Annotated in this window: 18 protein-coding genes; 1 reads left to right on the forward strand and 17 read right to left on the reverse strand. The window is 68.9% G+C overall.

Features of this window, described 5'->3' with window-relative positions:
* Positions 1–16 precede the first annotated feature (16 nt).
* On the reverse strand, positions 17–556 hold the full coding sequence (locus AC5P8R_RS11280; RefSeq protein WP_014645903.1) for a fimbrial protein: 540 nt from the start codon (positions 554–556) through the stop codon (positions 17–19).
* Positions 557–1,016: 460 nt separating this feature from the next.
* Between AC5P8R_RS11280 and AC5P8R_RS11285 the strand changes: the two genes are divergently transcribed.
* Positions 1,017–1,382, forward strand: coding sequence for a hypothetical protein (locus AC5P8R_RS11285; protein WP_014645902.1), 366 nt, complete (start codon positions 1,017–1,019; stop codon positions 1,380–1,382).
* 16 nt (positions 1,383–1,398) lie between these two features.
* Here AC5P8R_RS11285 and pncB read toward each other — a convergent pair whose 3' ends face one another.
* From pncB to AC5P8R_RS11365, 16 genes are all read right to left on the reverse strand, one after another.
* A complete protein-coding gene (gene pncB, locus AC5P8R_RS11290) occupies positions 1,399–2,580 on the reverse strand; it encodes a nicotinate phosphoribosyltransferase (RefSeq protein WP_014645901.1) in 1,182 nt (393 codons plus the stop codon).
* Positions 2,581–2,681: 101 nt separating this feature from the next.
* Entirely contained in the window at positions 2,682–3,521 is an 840-nt protein-coding gene (locus AC5P8R_RS11295) for a glycosyltransferase family 2 protein (RefSeq protein ID WP_032962463.1), read from the reverse strand.
* Entirely contained in the window at positions 3,518–4,369 is an 852-nt protein-coding gene (locus AC5P8R_RS11300) for a glycosyltransferase family 2 protein (RefSeq protein ID WP_046428748.1), read from the reverse strand. Before AC5P8R_RS11300 ends, AC5P8R_RS11295 begins: the two co-directional genes overlap by 4 nt.
* A 611-nt stretch (positions 4,370–4,980) precedes the next feature.
* Positions 4,981–7,188: a type II secretion system secretin GspD gene (gspD, locus tag AC5P8R_RS11305; RefSeq protein ID WP_495223415.1), complete on the reverse strand. Its 2,208-nt coding sequence runs from the start codon at positions 7,186–7,188 to the stop codon at positions 4,981–4,983.
* 9 nt (positions 7,189–7,197) lie between these two features.
* A complete protein-coding gene (locus tag AC5P8R_RS11310; RefSeq protein ID WP_014645897.1) occupies positions 7,198–7,986 on the reverse strand; it encodes a type II secretion system protein, XpsN-like in 789 nt (262 codons plus the stop codon).
* Positions 7,976–8,683: a type II secretion system protein GspM gene (gspM, locus tag AC5P8R_RS11315; RefSeq protein ID WP_232017607.1), complete on the reverse strand. Its 708-nt coding sequence runs from the start codon at positions 8,681–8,683 to the stop codon at positions 7,976–7,978. Before gspM ends, AC5P8R_RS11310 begins: the two co-directional genes overlap by 11 nt.
* Entirely contained in the window at positions 8,664–9,809 is a 1,146-nt protein-coding gene (locus tag AC5P8R_RS11320; protein ID WP_495223416.1) for a PilN domain-containing protein, read from the reverse strand. Before AC5P8R_RS11320 ends, gspM begins: the two co-directional genes overlap by 20 nt.
* Positions 9,806–10,669, reverse strand: a complete 864-nt coding sequence (locus AC5P8R_RS11325) for a type II secretion system minor pseudopilin (protein WP_046428741.1) — start codon at positions 10,667–10,669, stop codon at positions 9,806–9,808. The genes AC5P8R_RS11320 and AC5P8R_RS11325 overlap by 4 nt, the downstream gene beginning before the upstream one ends.
* Complete coding sequence (locus tag AC5P8R_RS11330) at positions 10,666–11,298, reverse strand: type II secretion system protein J (RefSeq protein WP_495223418.1); 633 nt, start codon at positions 11,296–11,298, stop codon at positions 10,666–10,668. The genes AC5P8R_RS11325 and AC5P8R_RS11330 overlap by 4 nt, the downstream gene beginning before the upstream one ends.
* Complete coding sequence (gene xpsI / locus AC5P8R_RS11335; RefSeq protein WP_111205445.1) at positions 11,295–11,714, reverse strand: type II secretion system protein XpsI; 420 nt, start codon at positions 11,712–11,714, stop codon at positions 11,295–11,297. Before xpsI ends, AC5P8R_RS11330 begins: the two co-directional genes overlap by 4 nt.
* A complete protein-coding gene (xpsH, locus tag AC5P8R_RS11340) occupies positions 11,711–12,205 on the reverse strand; it encodes a type II secretion system protein XpsH (RefSeq protein WP_014645891.1) in 495 nt (164 codons plus the stop codon). Before xpsH ends, xpsI begins: the two co-directional genes overlap by 4 nt.
* A gap of 6 nt (positions 12,206–12,211) precedes the next feature.
* Complete coding sequence (gene gspG / locus AC5P8R_RS11345) at positions 12,212–12,655, reverse strand: type II secretion system major pseudopilin GspG (RefSeq protein WP_014645890.1); 444 nt, start codon at positions 12,653–12,655, stop codon at positions 12,212–12,214.
* Positions 12,656–12,704: 49 nt separating this feature from the next.
* A complete protein-coding gene (gene xpsF, locus AC5P8R_RS11350) occupies positions 12,705–13,925 on the reverse strand; it encodes a type II secretion system protein XpsF (RefSeq protein WP_032956504.1) in 1,221 nt (406 codons plus the stop codon).
* 24 nt (positions 13,926–13,949) lie between these two features.
* Positions 13,950–15,671, reverse strand: a complete 1,722-nt coding sequence (gene gspE, locus AC5P8R_RS11355; protein WP_014035931.1) for a type II secretion system ATPase GspE — start codon at positions 15,669–15,671, stop codon at positions 13,950–13,952.
* Positions 15,672–15,807: 136 nt separating this feature from the next.
* Entirely contained in the window at positions 15,808–17,661 is a 1,854-nt protein-coding gene (locus AC5P8R_RS11360) for a S8 family peptidase (protein WP_142235425.1), read from the reverse strand.
* A 157-nt stretch (positions 17,662–17,818) separates the two neighbouring features.
* Positions 17,819–25,000, reverse strand: coding sequence for an ESPR-type extended signal peptide-containing protein (locus AC5P8R_RS11365; protein WP_495223419.1), 7,182 nt, complete (start codon positions 24,998–25,000; stop codon positions 17,819–17,821).
* Positions 25,001–25,207 lie beyond the last annotated feature (207 nt).

Consider the following 25,207-nt stretch of genomic DNA (forward strand, 5'->3'; position numbering starts at 1 on the left):
GCGGGTACGACGACGATCAGTTGTAGATGATCGTGTACTTGACGCTGCTGGTGACGTCGCCCGGGGTGGCGGCGGCAGTGGCGTAGTACTCAGCGTAGTAGTTCAGATCGGCCGAGCCGTCGGTGCCGACGGTGACCCACTGCGAGTTGGTCTGCGCCAGGCCAGCGCCAGCAGCCTTGATCGGCAGGAACTGGTTGTTCGAGCCCAGCAGCTGCAGCTGCACGTTGGTGGCAGCGTTGGCCGAGGCCTGGTTGACCAGGCGGCCGCTGTTGAAGTCGACGGTCGAACCCGGCTCGAAGTAGGTGGCGACGTTGCCGGCGCTGCACTTGGTCAGGTTGATGGCGAACGGGGTACGGCCCGCAACGGCACCGGCGGTGGCCAGGGTGTTCTTGGACACGGTCGGCAGGGTCACGGCGAAGTCCTTGCCGCCCGGGGTCGAGATGGTGCAGGTCTTGTCGGTCACCTTGCCATTGAAGGTGATGGTGCCGTCGGCGGCGTTGGCGGCCAGCGGAGCGGCGGCCAGCATCAGAGCGGCAATGAGGTTCATCTTGTGCATTCGCTTTTACCTAACCCTACTGAAGAGATGAGAAGTAGAGGAGGAAGCAAGGAGCACTGCCGGGCTAACAAGACCCATCCTTGCGTCTCACCTGTGGCCGGACTCGGACATACCTCTCCCTGAATCCGTGACGCAAGTATAGGCACAACTGTGATGAAAGTCTCATTATTTTTCTGAACGCCAATTCATTGACGCCTTAAATGTGACGTGTTAGGCGAAATCACAGCCTCGGGGTGCGGGGGATTCGACGCGGGGTCCGGTCACGCTACAAACGACTGGGTGATGTCGCATTGCGCGCCGCGTTCGGCACGCGCGGAAACAGGCATTTTTCAGGGGGAATTTGGCTTCTTTGATGCGCATCACTCTTTCTTGGTGATGGCCCTAGCAGATTCGGAATCGTCCTATTAAAGGTTGATCGATCCTGTCGCTAACTAGGACACACCGAACCAGAGAACGTGTCATGAGGAACTCCATTCTGCTGTGCGTGGCCCTGATGTCCGTCAGTGCGCTGGCCCAGGCCAGCAGCGGCAGCATCCGTTTCAGCGGCCGTATCGCCGAGCCGGGCTGCACGACGAACCTGTCCCAGGGTGAGCTGAGCCTGGCGGCCTGCCCGCCGTCGGCCAAGGGCTCGACGGTGGCCGTGACGGCACTGGCCGATGGCCAGGCGGCGACGCTGCGTGACGGCAAGCGCCAGGGCCAGAAGCTGTCGGTGTCGGCCAGCGCGATGCGCGCCGGCGATATCGCCTTCTCCGAGCGCTACAGCGTGCAGGCTTCGAAGCAGCAGCCGCTGCAGGGCGCCTACCTGGTGGTCGTCGACTACCTGTAAGCCCTGCAGGCCGGTATTACTCCGGCTGCGGCAATTCGAACACCTGGCGCAGGTAGGCCAGGTAACCCGGGTCGTCGCACATGCTCTTGCCCGGCGAATCGCTGAGCTTGGCCACCGGCTGGCCGTTGCAGCGGACCATCTTGATGACGATGTTGAGCGGCGTCGGGCCCAGGTCATTGGTCAGGTGGGTGCCAACGCCGAACGCGACCTGGCAGCGACCGCGGAAGTAGTCGTACAGCCGCATCACCTTGGCGATGTCGAGCCCATCGCTGAACACCAGCACCTTGCTGCGCGGATCGACCCGGCGCTGCTGGAAATGCGCCAGCATGCGGTCGCCCCAGTCGAACGGATCGCCGGAGTCATGGCGCACACCGTCGAACAGCTTACAGAAATACATGTCGAAGTCGCGCAGGAACGCGTCCAGGCCGACCACGTCGGACAGCGCGATGCCAAGATCGCCGCGGTACTCGCGCGCCCACGATTCCAGTGCTGCCACCTGCGAATCACGCAGGCGCGGGCCGAGCGCCTGGAACGCCTGCAGGTACTCGTGGGCCATGGTGCCGTGCGGGGTCATGCCATACAGGCGCGCGAAGTGGACGTTGCTGGTACCGACCAGCTGCGGGCCGAGCGCGTCGCGCAGCAGCGGCAGCAGGCGGGCATGCCAGTCACGCGAGTAGCGGCGGCGGCTGCCGTAGTCGGCGATGCGGCAGTGCTCGAAACCGGGGGTATCGCGCAGCAGCGCGGCCTTGGCCTGCAGGCGGCGCTCGCCTTCGGCGAAGTCGGCCGTGGTGGTGTTGCGGAACCAGACTTCGTTGATGATCGCCAGCAGTGGCACTTCGAACAGGATGGTGTGCAGCCACGGGCCGGTGATGTCCAGCTCGATCTCGCCGGGCACGGCCGTCGACGCACGCAGCTGGATGTACTTGCGGTCCAGATGGAACAGGCCGAGGAAATCGGCGAAGTCCGGCTTCACGAAGCGCAGGCCACGCATGTAGTCCAGTTCCGCGTCGCTGAAACGCAGGCTGCACAGGTGGTCGATTTCCTCATCGATCTGGGCGATGTAGCTTGCCAGGTCGATGCCGGGGGTGCGGCACTTGAACCGGTACTGCACCTGGGCGCCGGGGTGCTGGTGGAGCACCGCCTGCATCATGGTGAACTTGTACAGGTCGGTGTCGAGCAGGGACTGGATGATAGGCATGGGGCGGATTATGCGCCCGGCGGAGTGAACCGTGGGCGCGGCGAGTGGAGCCACACCATGCGTGGATGACCCTTTCCATGCAGCCGAGCGTGGGCTCGGCTCTACAACGACCTGCGCAGCAGGCGCGGCACCAGCATCAGCGCATGCACCCAGATCGCAGCCCATACCGCCGCGCGCACCGGCAGCGAACGCTGCCTGGCCTCGAACTTCTGGAAGTAGCGCCACAGCCCCCTGTGCTTGTGCCATTCCACGAAGAACGGCCGCGAGCGGCTGGAGACACCGCGCACATGGGTAACCTGCAGGTCGTTGGCGATCGCTACCACCGCGCCGGCTTCGCGCGCGCGCCGGCACAGGTCCAGGTCCTCGGCGTGCAGGCGATAGCCCGCGTCCCAGCCACCGATACGGTCGAACAGCGCGCGCGGCATCATCAGCAGTGCGCCGGACAGTGCCGGCACCCGCTGCAGTGCCTGGTGCGGCTCACGCGGAACCGCCAGCTTCGAGCCCTTGCCGGGCGAACGCAGCATCCTCAGGAAATCCGGGTCGCGGCGGCGCACCGCCTCGTCGGCATGGCCATGCTCGTCCACCTGTTCAACGCCCAGCAGGCAGTCGCCCAGCGCTTCGGCGCGGGAGCGCAGTTCGGCCAGCGTGTCCGGCTCGACCATCAGGTCCGGGTTGATGAAGGCCAGCCACGGGCTGTGCGAGTCGGCCACGCCCTGGTTGTTGGCGGCGGCGAAGCCGGGATTGTCCGGGTTGCCGACGAAGCGCACGCGTGGATCGTGGCTGGCATGCCGCTGCACGATGTCCAGGGTGCCATCCAGCGAACCATTGTCGATCACCCGGATCTCGGCCACATCCTGCGCCTGGCGCAGGCGCGAGAGGCAGGCATCGATGGTGCTCCCACTCTGGTAAGTGACGACGATGGCGGCGATGGCAACATTCAAACGGGTGGCTCCGGCACTGACGGGACGAACAGGTCGCCCTGTTCCTTCGGCATTATCGCCTGCCGCATGCGCTGCTGCAGGTCGGCGCGCAGCCCGTGCAGCGGGTCGTGCATCAGGAAATCGGCCAGCCGCGGTACCCAGGCCGGCCAGCGCGCGGCCAGGGCCTCCAGATCGCCATCGCGGCTGACCGCCTCCCCTGCCCGGCTGACGAAGGCGGTCTCGCACAACACGTTGCGCCAGCCAAGGCCGGCCATGCGCAGGCTGAGGTCGACCAGTGCCGCGTTCCAGCCAGCGTAGCTGTCCACGTCCAGGCCGCCGGCGCGACGGCGCGCGTTGCCGCGCACCAGCACCGCGTGGGTGACCGCCGATGGCAGCTCCGGGTGCAGCGTCGGCAGCGTCGCGCAGGTGTGCGCCAGCAGGACCGGGTCCTGCGGCTCGGGATTGATCTCGCCCAGCCGTGGCCACGCGGCGGTCTCGCCGGCATTGCACCAGGGGGTTGCGGTGGCGATCGCGGCATCGCGGGCGAAAGCATCCTGCAACTGCTGCAACCAGCCGGGTGATGGCACGCTGTCCGGCGCCAGCACGGCCACGTCCAGGCCATCGCAGGCGCGCAGCATCTCGTCCAGATGGGCGACTTCGCCCAGTGGCCGCGCGCGCCGGGTGTACTCGGCCTGCAGCGGCGTATGCGCCAGCCAGTGTTCCACCACCGCCTGCGCGCGTGGCCCGGTCTGTGCGTCATCGGCCAACCAGACCGCGGTCCCTGGCGCCGTGCCGGCATCCAGCGCGGCCAGGCAGCGGTCGAGTGCGGCATCGTCCACGCACAGCGGCAACAACACGATCGCCCCCATCCCGCCTCCGTGGTTGTCGGTGGCCACAGCGTAGCACCGGGAGGGTATCGGCCGGGTTGCACCCGGCACCCGCGGAGGCTGGAGCTGGAGCCGAAGCAACAGCAGAAGCCGGCTATCCGTGGGATGGCGGGGTGGGTCCGGTTGCGGGGGACGCTGCAAGTACGTCCATGTAAGCTCGGTCGCCGCATCCATGCGGCTCACGCCCCCGCAACCGGACCCACCCCGCCTTCGACAGATTTCTGCGATCTGTCGGCAAAGCCTGGGGTCAGATCCGTTTTCCAGAGGAAAACGGATCTGACCCCATTTTCTGATTTCGAAATCTGACAGACAGTCATCCACGCATGGCGCGGATCCACCGTGTCGACCAAGGTCGACACCTACCAACAGCCGCGGGAGTCTGTCAGAGGTGGGTCGGCGTGGGGTGACAGGACCGTTGGCGCCATGGATGGCGCCATCGAGCCCCCAGGGACGGGTTTACGGCGTGTCCTGCCACCCCACGCCGACCCACCCTCCCTCAGTAAACCCGCTGTTGCTGTTGCTGTTGCTTTCGCTTTGGCCGTTGCCGTTGCTCCGGCCTCGGCGGGTGCCGGGCGCCGCCCGGCCGTAACCCCTTACTTCTTCGCGCGCGGCTGGTTCAGCGGCTCCATCGCGCGGAAGCGCTTGCTGTACTCGTCGGTCAGGTTGCGCGATTCCTGGCTGTTGCGGACGATGGTCGGGGTCAGCAGCACGATCACTTCCGAACGACGGCTGGTGCGGGTCTTCTGCCCGAACAACGCACCGACCACCGGAATCCTGCTCAGCCCCGGGATGCCGCTGCTGCCGTCGGTGGCCGAATCGGTGATCAGGCCCGCCAGCATGATGGTGTCACCGCTCTGCACCGCCGCTTCGGTGGACAGCTTCTTGGTCGAGATGCGCGGGTTGCAGTTGCGCTCGGTCGGGTTGCAGGCCTCCGGCACGTCCGAGGCGCTGCTGACTTCCTGCACGATATCCAGGAACACGGTGCCGTCGCGGGTCACGCGCGGGCGCACCTTGAGGATCACGCCGGTGTCGATGTACTGCACCGAGCTGTAGGTGCTGGTGCCCACACCGGTGTTCACCGTGGTGGTGTTGATCGGCACCTTGTCGCCGACGTTGAGCGTGGCCTCGGCGTTGTTGCGGACGAACACCGACGGCGTCTGCAGCAGGCGCAGGTCGGTCACCTTGTCCAGTGCACTGACCACCGCGGCCGCGTTGTGGCCGGTGAAGGCCCAGCCCACACCGTCATTGCCGGTGACGCCGCCGGCGAAGGTGTTCCACGAACCACCTGCAGCCGGCGGCAGGGTCAGGCCCGCCAGGGCTCCGGTGAGCGCGCGACCGGCCACGGCATTGTCGAAGAACCAGTTCACGCCGTACTTCAGGTCACCGGTCAGCGCGACTTCGGCCACCTGTGCCTCGATGTGCACCTGCAGCGGCATCACGTCCAGTTTCTCGATCACCTCGCGGATCGAGCGCCACGCCTGCGGCGTCGAGCGCACCAGCAGGGTGTTGGTTTCCTCCACCGCCGACACGCCGACGCGGTCGCCCTCCACTTCCAGGCTGACACTGACGTTGCCGGGCTGGCGCTGCGGCAGGTTCAGGCTGCCATTGCTGCTGCCACTGCCACTACCACTGGTTCCGCCCAGCGTCGAACCCAGGTTGCTGCTGCTGTTGTCCATGCCACGGTCGCCGTCGCCGCCCAGCTGCGACGGAATGGCGCCCGGTGCCAGCGAGGCCGGGCTGGAGCCGCCGCGGTTGCCACTGCTGGCGAAGGCCTCGCTGAGGCGCTCGGCCAGGTCGCGCGCCTTGATGTAGCGCAGCTCGTAGGAGAACAGGCGGGCGCTGCCACCAGCGGTGTCGATGCGATCCAGCCACTGCTGGATCTGGTCCAGGTAGCGCACCTGCGGCGTGATCACCAACACGGCGTTGGCATTCTCCAGCGGCAGGAAACGGAACATGCCGGCGCTGGGCGTCTTGCTCTCTTCGCCGAACACCTTTTCCAGGTCGGCCGCGACCTGCTCGGCCTTGCCCGACTGGATCGGGAACACGCCCACCGACATGCCCGACAACCAGTCGACGTCGAAGATCTCGACGGTGCGCAGGTAGTTTTCCAGTTCCGCGCGGGTACCCCCCAGGGTGATCACGTTGCGGCCACTGTCCACGTTGACGATGGCGTTGGGGCGCGCGTACGGCTCCAGCACCTTCTTCATTTCGGTGGCGGAGATGAACTGCAGCGGGACCACGCGGACTTCGAAGCCGCGCGCGCTGGCCGCGGGTGCCGTGCTTGGCGCGACCGTGCCGGCCAGCGCCTGGTCGGCGGCGACGATGTTGTAGCGCCCACCGCTGTAGACCATCCGCGCGTTGTTCCAGCCCAGCACCATCTCCAGCAGGTTCAGTGCCTGCGCCGGCGATACCGGCTTGGGCGTGGCCAGGGTGACCGTGCCCTGCACGCCTGGCGCGATCACGTAGTTCTGGCCAAGCATGTCACCAAGGATGGCCTTGACCACCGCATGCAGCGATTCGCCTTCGAAGTTGAAGGTCGCCTCGCCGGTACTGGCACCGTGCAGCGCCGGTGCCGGCGCACGCGCGGCCTCGCGGTTGATCATGGTGCCGGTGCCGCGGCGGATCACCGCCTGCGGTGCCCCCTGGCTTTCACGGGCGGCATCGGCAGCGACATCGGCCGCCTGGCCGGCGTCGGCGCTGGGCGACAGATTGCCGTTGCGCTGCACGTGCGGCGCGGACACCGTACTGCAGCCGACCAGCAGCGCGAGGGCAAAGTACCAGGGAAGAAAACGCAGGTTCATGCATTCACTCTATCGGTTGGTGCCATCGCCCGGGGGCGGCGACGGTTGTTGCTGCTGTTGCTGCAGCTGGCGGCGGCGGGCCTGGATGCGCTCGCGGATGGCCTGCATCTGCGCTTCACTGGGACCGTTGTTGTTGGCCGGTGGGGTTGTTGCAGCGGCCGCCGCAGGCGCTGGTGCATTGCCAGCGGGCGACGGCGATGGGATTGCCGCGGGCGGTGGCGGCGCCGGCGGAGCGCCCGCCGAGGGCGGCACCACGATCGCACCTGCAGGCGGTGCGCCGTTGGCACCGCGCAGCACCGTCGGCGGCTCACCGCCCTGGCCGTTGAACACCGCCAGTTCCAGGACCTGGTTGCCACCAGGGCCGATCACCGTCGCCTGGCGCGGCTGCAGCGCCACCAGCTGCCAGCCATCCACGGCTTCGCCGTTGAGGCGCAGGCGCAGCGAGCGGTTCTGTTCGGTGGTGAACGTGGCCATGCCGAAATCGCCGGTCAGCAGCACACCGGTGAGGCGCAACGCGGCGCTGGCCGCCGGTTCGCTGCCACCCAGCAGATAAGGCCGCGGCCTGCGGTCTTCGGCGAACAACGGGCGCTCACCGATCGCGCTGTAGCTGTCGGCGCTGGCCATGCGCTCGGCCGCCAGCGGCGGCAGCGATGGCAGCGATGGCGCGGCGTCGGCATCACCGCCGGCACCCGGCAGCTGGCTGCCCAGCCCGAAGCCGGTCGCCAGCCAGACGGCGGCCGCCCAACCGGCCAGCGCCAGCAGGAAGCCGGTACGCAGGCTGATCTGCTCAAGCTTCATCGGCCACCTCCTGCCCTTCGGACGGGGGCGCCGGCTGCGGCGCAGGTACGGCCTCGGCCGGCGACGCGGACGGTGCCGGTGTCGCAGCGGGCGCCGGAACCGTGCCATCGGCGGCAGCGCCCGGCAGCAGATAGCCGGCCAGCTCGAAGGACACGTCCAGGCCCAGCCCCGATTCGTTCGGTGATTGCTGGAAGCGCTGCGCGATCAGGTTGAGGTTGTCGACGAACAGGCGTGGGCTGCCGGTTTCCAGGCTGTGCAGCACGGTGGCCAGTTCGGCCACCCCGCAGCGCAGGCGCACCTGCATGGCGACGCGCACGAACTCGGCGTCGCGCCGGTTGTCGGTCAGCGGCGTGCGGTTGCTGATGGTGCAGCTGCGGTTGCCCGGGCTGGCCATCGCCACCGCATCCTGCAGCCGGGCGCCCAATGCAGCGGCGGCAGCTTCGGCAGTGGCTTCGCGCAGGAAGCCTGGCCGCTGCTGCAGTGCCTCGCGGGTAGCGCGAAGGCGCTGTTCGATCTGCGGCTGCTGCTGCAGCTGCGCCTGCACGCGCGACTCGCGTTCGCGCAGGGCGGCGACATCGGCATCGATCGCACGCAGCGGCTGGGTGAACCAGGGGTGCACCAGCAGCAGATAGGCCAGGCCCAGCACTGCCAGCAGCAGTGCCAGCGCCAGCCAGCGGTCACGGCGTGCGCTTGGCATCGGCATCGGCCGCCTCCGGGGTTGGTGCGGCGGCCGGCAACGGCTGCAGTTCGGCGGTCATGGTGAAGCGGTCGCGGCCACTGGCCGCGCCATCGGCCTGCAGCACCCCGGTCAGGTTGACCTTGCGCCACTGCGGTGCGTCCTGCAGCAGCTGCACCAGCTGCGACGCCTCGCGGCTCAGGCCGATCAGCTGCAGGTTGTTGTTCTCGATCGCCAGCTTCTCCAGGTAGGTACCTTCCGGCAGGCGCCGGGTCAGTTCGTTCCAGATTTCAACGGTGCCGGCGCGCTGGCTGCGCTGCTTCTCCAGGAATGCGGCGCCATCGATCAGCGCCTGCAGCTGCGCGCGTTCGCTGGCCACACCTCGCGCACTGCGCGTGCTGCGCTCGACCTGTGCACGCAGCTCATCGGCGGCGGCCTGGCGGTTGTCGAGCAGCTGCACCGCGGCCAGTACCAGCATCACGACGGCAGCCACTGCCAGCAGCAGGTTCCAGCGTCGCATCGGGTCTGGCCGCAGTTGGCGCTGTGCGGGCGGCAGCAGGTTCACCTGCAGCACGTTGCCCTGCGCATCGATGGCATCGACGCCCGCCAGCGCATCGGCCCATGGGCCCACACTGGTGCGCCATGCGTCCAGCTGCCGCAATGGCCACGCCACCAGTTCGACCTGCAGCTGGCCCTCGCCGCCCGCGCCGAGCTCACGCACGTCATAACTGACCTGGGATGATTCGAACGGGGTCTGCCGGTCGATCTCGAAACCGACCACGGCGCGCAGGCGGTCGGCCGCTGCGGCAGGCAGGCGCAGGCTACGCCGCAGGACGTCCGTCGCCGGCAGCAGCCACACCCGCGGCAGAGTACGCAGGCGAGGCTCCAGCACGCGGTCCAGCTCCACCGGCGACAGCGGCCACGGCAGGCGCGCCACCGCTTCGCGGCGTTCGCCGGCTTCACGCCAGACCTGCAGCTGGTCGCCCTCGTGCAGCAGCAGCAGGCGTGCCTGGCCCCAGCCCAATGCCCATTGCCAGCGCACCGGCACCCAGGCCAGCAGCGACTGCCGCCACCAGCGCAGGAAACGGCCGGCGCCCGGGCCGATCCGGCCCTGCACCTGCCGCAGACTGTCCTGCCACGCCGTCATCTTGCTGTCATTCCCTGCTCCCAGCGAAGCACTGTGTAAGTCCGCCCGGGAACCCCGCCCGAGCCACTGCGTACCACTGCCTGCAACACCGACCTGCGTCCACTGCCGTCGATGGCACCGGACTCGATACTATAGGTGCCGCTGCTGCTGGCAAGCGTTGTCGTGCCGCCAGCGGAATCTGCATCACGCTCCTGCTGTGCGCGCTGCGCCATCACACTGTCCGCATCCAGGCCCAGCGCGGTCAGCACCGGCGCGCTGGCGAACTGCGGATCCGGCCGTGCCTGGCGGCTGTAGAGGGTCAGGTGCGGCAGCATCGCCCGGTACAGGGGTCCGCGCATGCCCAGGACCCGCTGTAGCTCGCCCAGGGTCTCGAAGCGCTTGTTGCGTGGGCCGTAGGGCAATCCGGCTGCGGCGTAGTCCGGCGCTTCGGCGCCACCGCCCGGTTGCAGCAGGCTGTCCTCGTCGCGCCAGTCGATGATGGCGCCGGCCAACTGCCGGGCCTGTGCATCGTCTTCGCCCAGCGCCTTGAGGAAGGCGGTCAGCAGTGCGGCGTCGGCCAGGTTCAGGTTGATCTTGCCGTTCTCGTCCAGCACCTTGATCTCGATGCTGGCGTCGTCGAACTGCCAGCGGTAGGTACGGCCATCGGCACGCCAGGGCGCCCGTTGCGGATCGGCTGACAGGCGCAGGAGGGCATATTCGAGGCCGGCGCGCGCACGTTCCTGCCCGCGTGCATCGTCATCCAGCACGCGCTGCTGCAGGTGCTCGACCCGTGCGCTCAGCGCGAACGCACCGACCAGCGCCGTCATCAATGCGATCAGCCACAGCACCAGCACCAATGCCGCCCCGCGCTGACGGCTCATCGCGTGCCTCCACTGCCACCGGCACGCAGCGCCACCACCAGTGGCGGCCACGGCGCGCCCCGGGATGGCACGATCTGGATTTCCACCAGCATCGGCAGGCGGCGGGTGTCATCCCAGCGCGGCAGCCAGTCGGTCACCTGCCCGGTGCCGGCATCGATGCCGCGATAGCGCAGCTGCACCGACTTCAGGTTGTCCACCAGCACCTCTGGCGGGCGCGGCGGATTCTCGGCGATGCGCTCGCCTTCCTGCAGCAGCACGAGGTCCAGCAGCAGGTGCTGTTGGCCACCGCGTCCGTCCACCTGCAGCGCGTGCAGGTAGGGGCCGCCACGGCCGAGGTAACCGGGCAGGTCGGCGGCGAACAGCATGCGTTGCTCCTCGCCCTGGAAGAAGATGGGTTCGCGGGTGGGGTCCGGGGCCTCCAGCGGGGTGCGCAGTGCACCCGCCAGCTGCCTGCGCAGCAACGACTCGACCGCGCGCATGCGTTCGCTTTCAGCGGCGATCTGCTCGCCGCGCTGGCTGACCGCCATCGCCGAGCGCACGCTGGCAAAGGCCAGTGCCAGGCCGCCGGCCAGCAGCACGGTGGCCAGCATCACTTCGACCAGGGTGAAGCCCGCGGCGCGCCGCTTCATCGCGCGCTCTCCAGGTCGGGCGGCAACAGGCGCAGGCTGCGCCAGTGCAGTTGTTCGCGCTCGCTGTCGCCCCAGCGCACCCGCAGCTGCAGCTCGGCCAGCCATGGGGTGCCCGCTGACGTGGCCTGCACGACGTTGCCGGCGCGTGGCTCGACCCACGGCTGGACCTGCAGCTCCCAGTGATAGCGCCCCTGTTCCCAGTCACCCTGCTGGCTGCCCACCTGCAGCGGCGCGTCGACACCGGCCTGGGCCAGCAACGACTGTGCATGCAGCACCGCACGCGTGCGCAGCTCGGCGTCACGTACCTGCTTCGCGCCACCGGACAGGCTGCCCAGCAGCAGGGTCAACGCCAGGCCCAGCAGGGCGAAAGCGATGATCACTTCCAGCAGGGTGAAGCCACGCGCGCGCCGCTTCATTGCGCCCGCCAGGGGCCGGAGCGGACCTCGCCGGTCAGCCAGCCGACGTCGACGCGCCATTCGGCACCGTCGCGCTGCAACCGGATACGGCCGCCGCTGGAGCCACCATCGGGATGGAACTCGATCACGCCCTGCCCCGCCGCGGTGGCCAGCTGTGCGGCACCTTCGAACTGCACCTGCAGCTGTGCCGGCACCTCACCGTGGCGCTGGTTGGCCCCCTCCCAGCGGCGCCGTGCCGGTTCGATCACGAAGCGCTGCGGTTCGCCGCGGGCGATCGCCTGCGCGCGCACCATGCGCAGCTGGCTGGCGATGTCCTTGCCGGCGCTGCGCAGCTGCATGCCGGCGAACCCGCGCGACAGGCCGGCGGCGGTGATCAGGCCGATCGCCGCGATCAATGCGATCACCAGCAGCATTTCCAGCAACGACAGTCCAGCCGCGCGCCTGCCGTGCAGGCGCGGGCGTGGCAACCGGCGCGGCAGGAAGTGCGTCATGCGCGGTTACGGCTGGTAGCGGATGTCAGCGTCGACGCTGCTGCCGCCAGCCTTGCCATCCTTGCCCAGGCTGACCAGCTCATACGGCTGGCCTTCGCCCGGCGCCCGGTACTCCAGTGCGTGGCCCCACGGGTCATTCAGGTCGGCGGGCTTGGCGTACGGGCCGAGCCAGCCGCCGACACCGGCCGGCGCCGTCACCAGGTCGTTGAGCGTGGCCGGCAGCTTGCCGGTGTCGATCTGGTAGTTGTCGATCTTGGAGGCGACGGTCTGCACCTGCGCCTTGGCGATGTTGGCCTTGCCACGGTCGGCGCCGCCCAGCACGCGGCTGGCGACCAGGGTCAGCACCGCGCCGATCAGCACGATGACGATGATGATTTCCAGCAGGCTCATGCCCGACTGGTTGCGCGCGGCGGTGAAGGAAAGGCGGATCGGTCGGCGACGGGCAATCATGGACGGTCCTTTCAGTTGCGGAGTATCGGAGTTGCAGGGAGTGCCATCGTCAACCGATGGCATTGGTCAGGTCATACAGCGGCACCAGCACGGCCACGATCACCGCGCCGACCACCGAGGCCAGCACCAGGGTGATCGCCGGCACCATCGCCGCCAGCATGCGGTCGATGCGCCGGGCGCTGTCCTGTTCGAAGGTGTCGGCGGCCTTGAGCAGCATGGTATCGAGTGCGCCGGATTCCTCGCCGACCTGGATCATCTGCAGCGCCAGGCGCGGGAACCGCTTGCCGCGCGACAGGGCCAGCGACAGGCCGGCGCCGTTCTTCACTTCATCGGCGGCCGTTTCGACGTCAGCGGCCAGGGCGCGGTTGCCCAGCACGTTGCGCGCGATGCCCAGTGCCCCCAGCAAGGGGACGCCGTTGCGCAGCAGTGTGCCCAGCGTGCGCGCCAGCCGGGCGGTTTCCAGCTCGCCGATGAGGCGACCGATGCCACGCCGCTGCAGCAGCCAGCCATCCAGCGCCAACCGGAACGCCGGTTGCCGCGCCTTGCGCTCGAAGAACAGCACCAGCACGCCGGGCACCACCAGCAGCAGCACCCACCAGTCACGCACGAACAGGCCCAGCTGCAGTACCGCGTTGGTGAACCACGGCAGCGCCACGTCCAGGCTTTCGTACATCTGCGCGAACTGCGGCACCACGTAGCCGAGCAGGAACAACAGCGCGCCACCGACCACCACCAGCAGGATCGCCGGGTAGACCAGCGCGTTGATGACCTTGCCCTGCAGCGCGCGGCTGCGCTCGAGGTAGTCGGCCAAGCGTTGCAGGGTTTCATGCAGGCTGCCACCGGCTTCGCCGGCGCGCACCATGTTCACGTACAGGCGCGAGAACAGCCCATGCTGGCGCTCCAGCGCGGTGGACAGCGGTGCGCCACCGCGCACCACGTCGCGGATGTCGGTGATCGCGCGGCGCGATCGTTCGTCCTCGGGCAACCCCAGCAGGATCGACAGCGCGCGGTCCAGCGGCTGGCCGGCACCGAGCAGGGTCGCCAGCTGCTGGGTGAACTGCAGCAGGGCGGCGCCCTGCAGCGGGCGCTGCTGCAGCAGGTTGCGCCAGCTGCTGCCGCCGATCGCGCCGGCGTCGGCCAGCTGCGTCTCCATCGGCAGGTGGCCCTGGTCCTGCAGGCGCGCGATCAACTCGGCCTCGCTGGCCGCTTCCATCTGCCCATCGAAGACCTCGCCATGCGGATTGAGCGCCTTGTAGCGATAGTTCGGCATGTCAGCCCCGGCGTCCTGCACGCATCAGCTTTCCTCGGTCACGCGCAGCACTTCCTCGATGGTGGTCTGCCCGCTCAACGCCTTGGACAGGCCATCCTCGTACATGGTGCGCATGCCGGCCTCGCGGGCGATGCGCTCGATCTCGCCCATGCCATCGCGGCGCATCACCGCACGGCGCAGCGCATCGTTCATCACCAGGAATTCCATGATGGTGGTACGCCCCAGGTAGCCGGTCGGTGCCAGCGCAGACGGCTTCGGGCGGTACAGGTGGATCGGCCCTTCCGGCTGCAGGCGGCGCAGTTCGAACCGCTCGATCTCTTCCGGCGAGGCTTCGTAGCGCTCGGCGTGGGTCGGCTCCAGCCGGCGTACCAGGCGCTGGGCCAGGATGCCGTTGATGGTGGACGTGAGCAGGTAGTCCTCCACGCCCATGTCGAGCAGGCGGGTGATGCCACCGGCTGCGTTGTTGGTATGCAGGGTGGACAGCACCAGGTGGCCGGTCAGCGCCGACTGGATGGCGATGCGCGCGGTTTCCAGGTCGCGCATTTCACCGATCATGATGATGTCCGGATCCTGGCGCACGATGCTGCGCAGGGCATTGGCGAAGTCGAGGCCGATCTGCGGCTTGGCCTGGATCTGGTTGATGCCTTCTATCTGGTATTCCACCGGGTCTTCGACCGTGATGATCTTGACGTCGGCGGTGTTGAGCTGGCTCAGCGCGGTGTACAGCGTGGTGGTCTTGCCCGAGCCGGTCGGGCCGGTGACCAGCAGGATGCCATGCGGCTGTTCCAGCACCTTGCGGAACTGCGGCAGGAAGGCATCGGTGAAGCCGAGCCGGTGGAAATCGAACACCACCGTTTCGCGATCCAGCAGGCGCATCACCACGCTTTCGCCATGCGCGGTCGGTACCGTGCTCACGCGCAGGTCCAGCTCCTTGCCCTGCACGCGCAGCATGATGCGGCCGTCCTGCGGCAGGCGGCGCTCGGCGATGTTGAGCCGGGCCATGATCTTGATGCGGCTGATCACCGCAGCGGTGAGGTTGGCCGGCGGGCTTTCGCCCTCCACCAGCACGCCATCGACGCGGTAGCGGACCTTCAACCGGCTCTCGAACGGTTCGACATGGATATCCGAAGCGCGCAGCTCCACCGCACGCTGGATCACCAGGTTGACCAGGCGGATCACCGGTGCTTCCGACGCAAGGTCGCGCAGGTGCTCGATGTCGTCGACCGCACCGCCCTCGCCATCCGCGGTTTCCACGATCGCGCCCATCGCGCTGCGGCCCTGGCCGAACCAGCGCTCGACCAGGTCATCGATCTCCGCGCGCATGCCCAGCACCGGTGTCACCGGGACCCCAAGGGCCAACTGCACGGCCTGCTGTGGATAGGCGTCGTGGGCATCGGCCAGCCACAGCCGCACCCCGTGTTCATCCAACTCCAGCGGGCACACATGGAACTGCTTCAGGAAGCGCAGCGACAGCGGAAGTCCCTCGGCCAGCGCCTGCGGCGGGGCCTCCGGCACCTGCTTGCCCTCCAGCAGCGGCAGGCCCAGCACCTCAGCGCTGGCCTGTGCCTGGTCGCGTTCAGACACCAGGCCCAGGCGCACCAGCAGGCCCAGCAGACTGCCGCCGGCCTCGGCATGCAATGGCCGCGCGCGTGCCAGGTCTCCTTCCTTGAGCCGGCCGCGCGCCAGCAACGCATCCAGGATGCGGCCTTCGGCGTCGTCGGTAACGGTTGCAGCGAGCGCGTTCACGTGACTCTCCTGTCAATCGGCCCGACTTTAGCAGTTAAGCCGTGATTTCCGCCGCCCTGCGGCCACCTTTCGTAAAAAGACGAAGCCCGTCACACAGGGTGACGGGCGTCGGCCGTTCAACTACGACACGAGGTGATTACTGCGTGGCGAGAATGCTCACGCCGTTGTATGCCGCTTCGCCCACCACCTTGATGTAATAGGTGCCCGCCACCGGCTTGTTCACCCGCACCGTTTCGGACGTGCCGGGACGGGTCGACTTGCCGTCGTTGTCGCTGGCGCTCGGCTCACGCCCCTGGGCAATGTAGACCGAGACGTTGCCGGTGCCACCGTAGGTGATCACGCTGAGCTGCTTTCCGGCAACGGCTTCGAAGCTGTACAGCTTGCTGCTGCCGGCAGCACCGTTCAGGCCGCCGACTGCGGCCTTGTTGGTCAGCGGCGTGGCCGCCGGCCCGCAGTTTTCGGTGCACGGTTCTTCCAGTGCCTTGGCCAGCGCGGCCTTGGCATCAAGGATGCCGGTACCGATCGGGGTCGCCGCCGGGATGGCGACCGGGAACGGACGCGCCGTTTCCTTCAGCAGGGTACGCATCGCGGCCGGGGTCAACGGATCCTTGCCCTTGGCGATCAGTGCGCTCTGCACCAGTGCCGCAACGGCGGCCACATGCGGCGAGGCCATCGAGGTACCGCCCATGCCCATGTAGCCCGGCGTGCCCGATTCCGGCGTGGTGGCCGCATTGGAGCCGGTCTGCCAGATGTAGCCGCCCGGGTTGCCGTCGACACTGCCGCCACCGCCCGGACCGGACAGGTCCACGCGGGCTCCATAGTTGGAGTAGTAGGTGATGCCACCGGTGATGCGGGTGGCACCCACGGTCACCACGCCTTCGCAGCTGGCCGGCTGGTACTTGGACGCGTTGTCGGCTTCATTGCCGGCAGCCACCACCACCGTGGTACCGCGCGAGATCGCGCCGTTGATCGCGTCCTGGTAGGTGCTGGCGCAGGAACCACCGCCCCCCAGGCTCATGTTGATGATCTCGGCCGGATTGGTGTTGGCCGGGATGCCGGTCACGGTACCGCCGGAGGCCCAGGTCACCGCATCAGCGATGTCGGACAGGTAGCCGCCGCACTTGCCCAGCACGCGGACCGGCAGCACCTTGGCCTTGTAGGCGACACCGGCCATGCCGACGCCGTTGTTGGTCTGCTCGGCCACGGTGCCGGCGACGTGGGTGCCGTGCCAGGAACTGTCGTCGGCCAGCGAGCCGTCATAGCACTCGTTGTCGTTCTCGACCCAATCACCGTAGTCCTGCGCACCCGGCACGCGATCGTTGGTCGGGCGCCGCGAGGTCTCCGCATCGCTGATGAAGTCGTAGCCTTCCAGCAGGTTTCCGACCAGGTCCGGATGCTGCGGCAGGACGCCGGTGTCGATCACTGCCACCACGATGCCCTCGCCCTGCGAGACATCCCACGCCGCCGGTGCGTTGATGCCGCCGACCGCATTGTGCAGATGCCACTGGTTCTGCTGGTAGAAGGGATCGTTCGGCACCAGCGCCGGCTGCACGTTGCCGGCACGCAGTTCGCTGCGGCGCAGCTTCACGTCGGCTTCGGCGTACTGCACCGACGGATCGGCCTTCAGTTCCTTCAGCACGCGCTGCAGTTCGGCCGGTGCCAGGCGGCCCTGCACACGGATGAGGTCCGCACCGGTAGACAGCTTGCGGACCACCTGCGGGCCGAGCGTGCTGGCGCGTGACGTGCCGCCGGAGAGACTGGCACGGGTCAGTGCGGACTGCACGGTGGACAGCTTCGCCGAGCGGTCGGTCGCGGCAGCAGCGCCGGCCCGGTACTTGACGATGATGCGCTCGGTACCCGGCTGGGCGGTGCTGGCCTGGCGCACCGGTTCACGGGTCGGCAACCCGGCGGCGTGGACGGCACCGACCGCCGTCATCGACAGCACGGCGGCGGCAAGCACATTGATGCGAAGGTTCTGCTTCTTGATCACGTCGAATTCCTCTTCTGGGTCATGGATCGAACCAACACTGCGGCCATCATTCCTTGACGACTCCCGGCCGGCCCAGCCGGGATTGCCGTGACCTCCCCCCAGGCCCTCACTGCAGGTACGGCGCCGGCGTGGGTGGCCGCCGGCGCGATGGAGTGGCTTACCAGCCGAAGCCGGCACCGACGCCGACCGAACTGTCGTCACTGCTGAAGGCGCCGCCGAAGGTGACCGTGGCGCGATCGCTGATCGCACGCTGGTAACCCAGCGACAACGCCGACTCGCCACCCTGGAAACCGATGCCGACGCCGACACGGTTCTGGGTGCGGATACCGGCGGCACTGGTAGCCATGTTGAGCATCGCTGCGCTCATCGCGCCCTGGCGGTCGATGCGGCGGTCCATGTGGCGCAGGCGTCCGTCGATCTCGCCCTTGAACACATCGAAGCTGTCGGCAACGGCCTGGACGCGACTGTCGGTGTAGCTGTTCGCCGTCGCCATGCCACGATCCAGCTGGCCCTTGTTGACGGCGTCGGTGGCGGTGGTGCCCGCGGCGACGTTGGTGACCTGGCGTTCGTTGCCTTCGCTGCCCACCGAGACCGTGTTGGCACGATCGGCAACCGAGCCCTGGCCCAGCGCCACGGCATTTGCCGCCGTGGCACTGGCGCCCTGGCCGATGGCCGTGGACGAAGCGCCGCTGGCTACCGCGCCATCGCCCATGGCCACGGCGTTGAAGCCGGTGGCCGGGGTGCCGACCGGAATGCCCGCCCCCGCCGCGGCCACCGTCGGCGTGCCCTGCACGCGTGCGGTACTGGCCGGCGCGGCATCGGCCGTTGCCGGTGCGTCGGCCACGCTGGCCTGCGGGCTTTCATCCAGCGAAGCACTCATTGCGCGCAGGCTGGACGCGCCTGCACGCGTGCCACCGGCAGTACGACGGTCAATCTCACTGACCTTGCGGTCCAGCGCGCCCAGCGCATCGCCGACATTGCTGTAGGTGGCGCCCTGGATCACGTAGTTCGGCGCCACGAACACACCCTGCATGCCGACGCTGGCACCACCGCCGAGGAAGCTGGCGGCATCACTGAGCGACTGGAACAGCTGCCCGCCATTGATCGCCTGGCGGCTGCCGGCGGCGATGTTGCCCGCGCCGACGTTGTCGATGGTGGTGCCCTGGAAGCCGGACAGGGTCAGGCGGTCACGGCTGGCGTCGTCATAGCCGACGGCGCTGGCCGCCGTGGTCTCGACCGTGGCGATGCGCGAGTCGAAATCACCGACACGGGTTTCCACGGCGCCCACGCGCTGGTTGGTGACGTTGAGCTGCGAGCCGGTGACCGCGTCGCTGCTGCCGGCGGCGATGCGGCCGTCGGCCACATTGACGATGCGGCGCGCGGCCGGGCCATCGGTGCCGTTGCCACCACCGACCGACACCACGTTGGCATCGAGCGCACGCGAGCCCGCACCCAGTGCCACCGAGTTCGCACCGGACGCGCCGGCACTGTTGCCCAGTGCAAGCGCACCGTTGCCGATGGCCATCGCATTGGCACCCAGCGCATTGCTGCGTGCGCCGCTGGCACTGGCGGCCGAACCGATCGCTGCGGCATCGCTGCCGCTGGCACTGGCGATACCCGCGCCGCTGGCCTTGACGTAGCGTGCGGTGCCATCGGCGGTCGCCGCGACCGCATCGAGCTGGCCACGATTGACTGCATCGGTGCGCTCGGTACCGGCGGCGACACGGGTGATCTGACGATCACTGCTGGCACTACCGACCGACACGGTGTTGGCACGATCAGCCACCGAGCCTGCGCCCAGTGCGATGCTGCCGGCCGCCGAAGCGTTGGCACTGACACCCACCGCGGTAGCGTTCGCACCGGTGGCCTTGCTGCCGTAACCCACCGCAGTACCCAGTCGACCACTGGCTTCGGCGTAGCTGCCCAGCGCCGAGGCGCCATCGGCCGAGGCAGTGGCGCGGAAACCGCTGGCCTGCGACTGCGTGCCGCTGGCCGTGGCCTGCGCGCCGCTGGCGGTGCTGTAGGCGCCCTTGGCCTGGGCGCCGGCGCCGGTAGCGCTGGCGCCGAGTTCACTGGCGCTGGCAGCGCTGCCCACGGCCACGCTGTCGACACCACTGGCCTGTGCGTTGGTACCCAGTGCCGCCGCGTTGCTGCCGGTCGCCAGGGCGTCGGCGCCTACCGCCGTGGCGTTGGCGGCCATCGCGTTGGCGCCACTGCCCAGCGCGGTGGCACCGTTGCCGATGGCGTTGGACGCGTTGCCGGCGGCCAAGGCGTTGTCACCGTCCACCAGGGCACCGGCCTCGCCATCGGCGTTGCCGCTGGCCTGGAACTGGCGGCTGGTCCTGTCGGCGACGCTGGCAACGGCATCCAGCTGGCCCTTGTTCACCGCGTCGGTGGCTTCGGTACCGGCTGCCACATGGGTCACCTGGCGTTCGCCACCGGCCTTGCCGACGGCCACGGTGTTGTCACGGTCGGCCTTGGAGCCGGCACCGAGGGCGACACTGTTGCTGCCGTTGGCGGTGGCGTTGGCGCCCAGGGCCGTGGCATTGCTGCCGGCGGCCCACGAGTTCCAGCCGATTGCCGTGGCGTAGTCTTCGGTCGCCCATGCGCCGGCACCGAACGCCGCCGCACCGGTGCCACTGGCACGCGACGGGATCAGGCCGAAGAAGGTGCTGCCACCGATGGCCACGCTTTCCTCGCCGCTGGCCTCGCTGGACTGACCCACCGCCACGGCACCGGTACCGGCTGCAGCAGCACCGAAGCCGACGGCGGTCGTGTTGGCACCACTGGCCGCCGAGCCGTAGCCCAATGCGGTGCCGAGGCGTCCACTGGCCTCGGCATAGCCACCGACGGCAGTGGTGCCATCGGCAGAGGCGGCACTACGGAAGCCGCTGGCCAGGGCCTGCGTGCCGCTGGCGTTGGATTCGGTGCCGGTTGCCGTGCTGTACGCACCGCTGGCCTGTGCACGCGCACCGACCGCGCTGGCGCCGAGCTCGCTGGCGCTGGCACCGGTGCCGAGCGCAAGGCTGTCTTCACCGCTGGCCTGCGCTGTGCTGCCCAGCGCCGCCGCATTGTTGCCGGTGGCCAATGCATCGATGCCCACGGCCGTGGCGTTGGCCGCCAGCGCGTTGGCACCGCTGCCCAGCGCGGTGGCCCCGTTGCCGATGGCGTTGGCCGCATCGCCGACCGCCAGCGCGTTGTCGCCCTCGACCAGTGCCCCTGTTTCGCCATCGGCGTTGCCGCTGGCCTGGAACTGCCTGCTGGTCTTTTCCGCTGCGGCGGCTACGGCGTCGAGCTGGCTCTTGTTGACCGCATCATTGCCCTGCGTGCCATCAGCCACGTTGGTGATCTGGCGGGTGTTGCCACCGCCGCCGACCGACACGGTGTTGTCGCGGTCGGCGATCGAATCGGCACCCAGCGCCACGCTGTTGGCAGCGCGCGATTCGGCGGCGTTGCCCAGCGCGGTGCTGTTGATGCCACCGGACCAGGCGCCGCCACCGACGGCGGTGGAGTAGTTGCCCGATGCTTCGGTGGCCAGCACGCCGAACAGCGATCCGCCGACGGCGACGCTGTTGGTGCCGGTGGCCAGGCTGCCCTGGCCAGTGGCGGTGCTGTAGGCACCGGAGGCTTCCGAATCACCGCCCAGCGCCACGCTGTTGGAGCCGGAGGCATTGGCGAAGTTGCCGAAGGCCGTGGCATTGAAGGCCGAGGCCTGTGCATAGCCACCGATGGCGGTGCTGTAGCCGCCGGTCGCCTCGGCACCGATGCCGAACGCTGCCGACGCGGTGCCACTTGCGACACTCTCGCTGCCGACCGCGGTGGCGCCGCTGCCACTGGCATTGCTGAAGTACCCCACTGCCACCGCCTCCTCGCCGGAGGCTTCGGACAGCACGCCGGTCGCGGTGCTGCCAGCACCGCTGGCGATGCTGGCCGCACCGAACGCCGCACTCTGCTCGCCACTGGCCTCGCTTTCCGCACCCTGCGCGGTTGCGTATTCAGCGGTCGCCTGCGCATTTGCACCGACCGCGCTGGCGTTGGCGGCGCTGGCCAGGGCGTTGACGCCCAGTGCCTGCGCATTGCTGGCCAGCGCGTTGGCGCCACTGCCGAGTGCGGTGGCCCCGTTGCCGATGGCGTTGGCCGCATCACCGGCGGCCAGCGCGTTGTCACCGTCCACCAGTGCACCGGCCACATCACCGCCGTTGCCGCTGGCCTGGAAGAAGCGGCTGGTGGTGGCTGCCGCGCCCGCCACGGCATCCAGCTGCGCCTTGTTCACCGCGTCGGTGGCCTGGGTACCGGCGGCGACGTTGGTCACCTGGCGTTCGTTGCCGGTGCTGCCGACCGAAACGCTGCGGGCGCGGTTGGCGACCGAGCCGGCGCCCAGTGCGACGGCGTTGCTGGCGCTGGCGTTGCTGCCGGCACCGAGTGCGATCGCGCTTTCACCACCGGCCACCGTGTTGGTGCCGATGGCGATGCTGTTGAGGCTGTTGCCCAGCGCCTGGAAGCCCAGCGCCACGCTGTTGTCGCCATAACCGAATGCGCCGCGACCGACGGCGGTGGAGCTGGTGCCGTTGGCCCAGCTGTTGTAACCGATGGAGGTCGCACCACTGCCACTGGCCCAGGCCGCGTTGCCAAATGCCGAGGCATTGGTGGCCGTTGCCCAGGCGCCGGAACCGAACGCACTCGCCCCGCTTGCGGTAGCCCAGCTGTAGCCACCGACGGCGGTGCTGTCGTCACTGCTGGCGAAGGCGCTGTCGCCAACCGCAACCGCGTAGCTGCCGGTCGCACGCGACTTGCCGCCGGCCGCGAAGCTGTTGTCTCCGCTGGCCCTGGCGGCGTTGCCGAACGCACTGCTGGCAGCACCGGTCGCCTGCGCACCACTGCCGACCGCTGTGGCGTCGGCGACGGCAGTGGTGCCGACCTGCTGTGCCGTACCGTCGGCACCGATGATCGGCTGGTTGTACTCGTCGTAGGCCTGGCCGAGGCCACCGATGGCAACACCGCCATTGCCGGTGGCGTTGCTGTTGCGACCCACCGCCACGGCGTCGTCACCGATGGCCGAGGCTGCTGCGCCCTGTGCAACCGCGCCGGCGCCGATCGCATTGCTCGACGAACCCGCCGCAACCGCACCTTCGCCCTCGGCCAATGCACCCGCATCGCTGCCTGCTTCCGGCTGGGCCTGGAAGAAGCGCGCTGTGCTGTCGGCGGTGCTGGCCACCGCGTCGAGCTGCGCCTTGTTCACTGCATCGGTGGCTTCACTGCCCGCGGCGACGCTGGTGATCTGCCGTTCGTTGCCGGCACTGCCCACGGCCACGCTGTTGGCACGCACCGCTTCGGAGTTGGCGCCGAGCGCAACGCTGTTGGCACCGCGTGCGGTGGCGTAGTAGCCCACGGCGGTGCTCTGCGCGCCGCTGGCCCAGGTCTGCGCGCCGAGCGCGCTGGCGTTCTCGCCCGGTGCGTAGGCGAAGTAGCCGACCGCAGTCGCTTCGGCGCCGGACGCTTCGGTCAGGCTGCCGTTGGCCACCGCGCGATCACCGCTGGCGATGGCGCCGGCGCCGACGGCGGTCGACGCTTCGCCGCTGGCCTGGGTCTGCACGAAGAAGCCCAGGCCTGGAATCAGATCGGCCGGGCCGCCGATGGCCACGCTGCTGGTGCCGGTGGCATTGCTCTGCGTACCCAGCGCGGTGGAGTAATCACCGATGGCATTGGCAACCGCACCGAACGCGGACGACTGCGCGCCGGCGGCATATGCGCCAACGCCATAGGACGACGCGGCGAAACCACCGGCCTCGGCACTCGCACCCACCGCAGTACCCCCGACACCGGCACTGGTGGCGCCGGTTTCCACCGGCACGCCGCCACTGGTGATCAGCGGATTGCCATCGGCATCCACCGCAGCACCACCGACGGCGACGCTGCCTGGGCCGTTCGCCTGTGCATTGTTGCCGAACGCGGCGCTGTTCTGACCTGAGGCCAGTGCGTTGTTGCCAACGGCGGTGGCGTTCTGCGCGACGGCGGTTGCACCGGCGCCCACGGCCGTCGCACCCTTGCCGATCGCATTGGCGGCCTCGCCAGCCGCCAGCGCCTCGTCGCCCTCGGCCAATGCACCCGCATCACTGTTGCTGCTGCCCGTGGCCTGGAAACGCTTGGCGGTGGCATCGGCCACGGCGGCGACGCCCTTCAACTGGCCGACGTTGACCGCGTCGGTATCTTCAGTACCCGCAGCGACGCTGGTGATCTGCCGGGTCAGGCCGTAGTCGGCCGCGCCGACAGAGACGGTATCGACGCGGTCGGCCAGCGAGCCGGCGCCCAGCGCCACGCTGCCGGTGGCAACCGCAGCGGCGTTCGAACCCAGCGCGGTGCTGTATTCACCGACGGCGGTGCTGAACGCACCCACCGCGATCGACGCTTCGTTGGCGGCGGTAGCGCCGCGGCCCAGTGCGGTGCTGCCCGGGCCCATAGCCACGGCACCACCGCCGACGGCCGTTGCGCCATCGGCAGTGGCTTCGGACAACGCACCGAGTGCGGTGGCCGCGCCGTTCTCGCTGGCTGCGTACGCGCTGGCGCCGACGGCTGTATCGCCAAGCCCGAACGCGGCCGCGCTCTGCCCGACCACCACGCTGGCATCGCCGATGGCCAGGGCGCCCTGGCCGAAGGCACTGGCGCCGAGACCGGCGGCAATGGCCTGGGTTCCGATGGCGGTGGTGGCGTTGGCCAGCGCCTGTGCACCGGCGCCGGCCGCGACTGCGCCCTGCCCCTCGATCTTCGCCGCGTCGCTGTCATCGCCTGCGCCGTCGGCCTTGAAATAGCGGTTTCCATCGGCGGCTACATCAGCCAGCGCGGCCTGCGTGGCGCGCGCCTGCGCGTCCAGCTGCGCCTTGTTCACCGCATCGGTGCCCTGCGTGCCAGCAGCCACGTTGGTGATCTGCCGCTCCTTGCCGGCATCGCCGATGGACACGGTATTGGCCCGCGTGGCCTTGGAGCCAGCGCCCAGCGCCACGCTGTTGGCGGCGCTGGCATTGCTGTTGCTGCCGATCGCCACCGCGTTGCTGCCCTTGGCCGTGGCCGAGCCTTCGATCAGGCACTTTTCCAGCAGCTTGCCGCTGAATGCAACGCAGGTGGCGCTGCCGCCGATCTGCACCGACTGTGCCGTCGCGCTGCCGCTCATGCCCAACCCCAATACCAGGCCCAGTGCCACCGCCAGCAGTGCGGGCGTGGCCTGTGTCGCATCGCGGCGCTGGTCGACGACCCCGCCACTGCTGCTGTCGGAGGAGGCCAGTTCCGAGGCCACCACCAACTGACCCAGTGCTTTGTTCCAGACCTTGCGATAAATCCGATTCATCGGTACGGCTCCTGATTGGACTGGTTTTGGGCAAAGCAACGCCACCGCTGGGCTTTCCGGCCCAACGTCCCCTGGGGGCGTTTATTCGCGTGATTTACTGCGGGGTATTGCCGAACGGCGCGCAGCGACAGAAAACCGAGCGCGTGCGCCAACCGGTTACTGCGAAATGAATGATTCTGAAACGGGGTTCAAGTGTTAACGGCAACT

Source organism: Stenotrophomonas sp. YJH_SMC_73, from assembly GCF_059370155.1.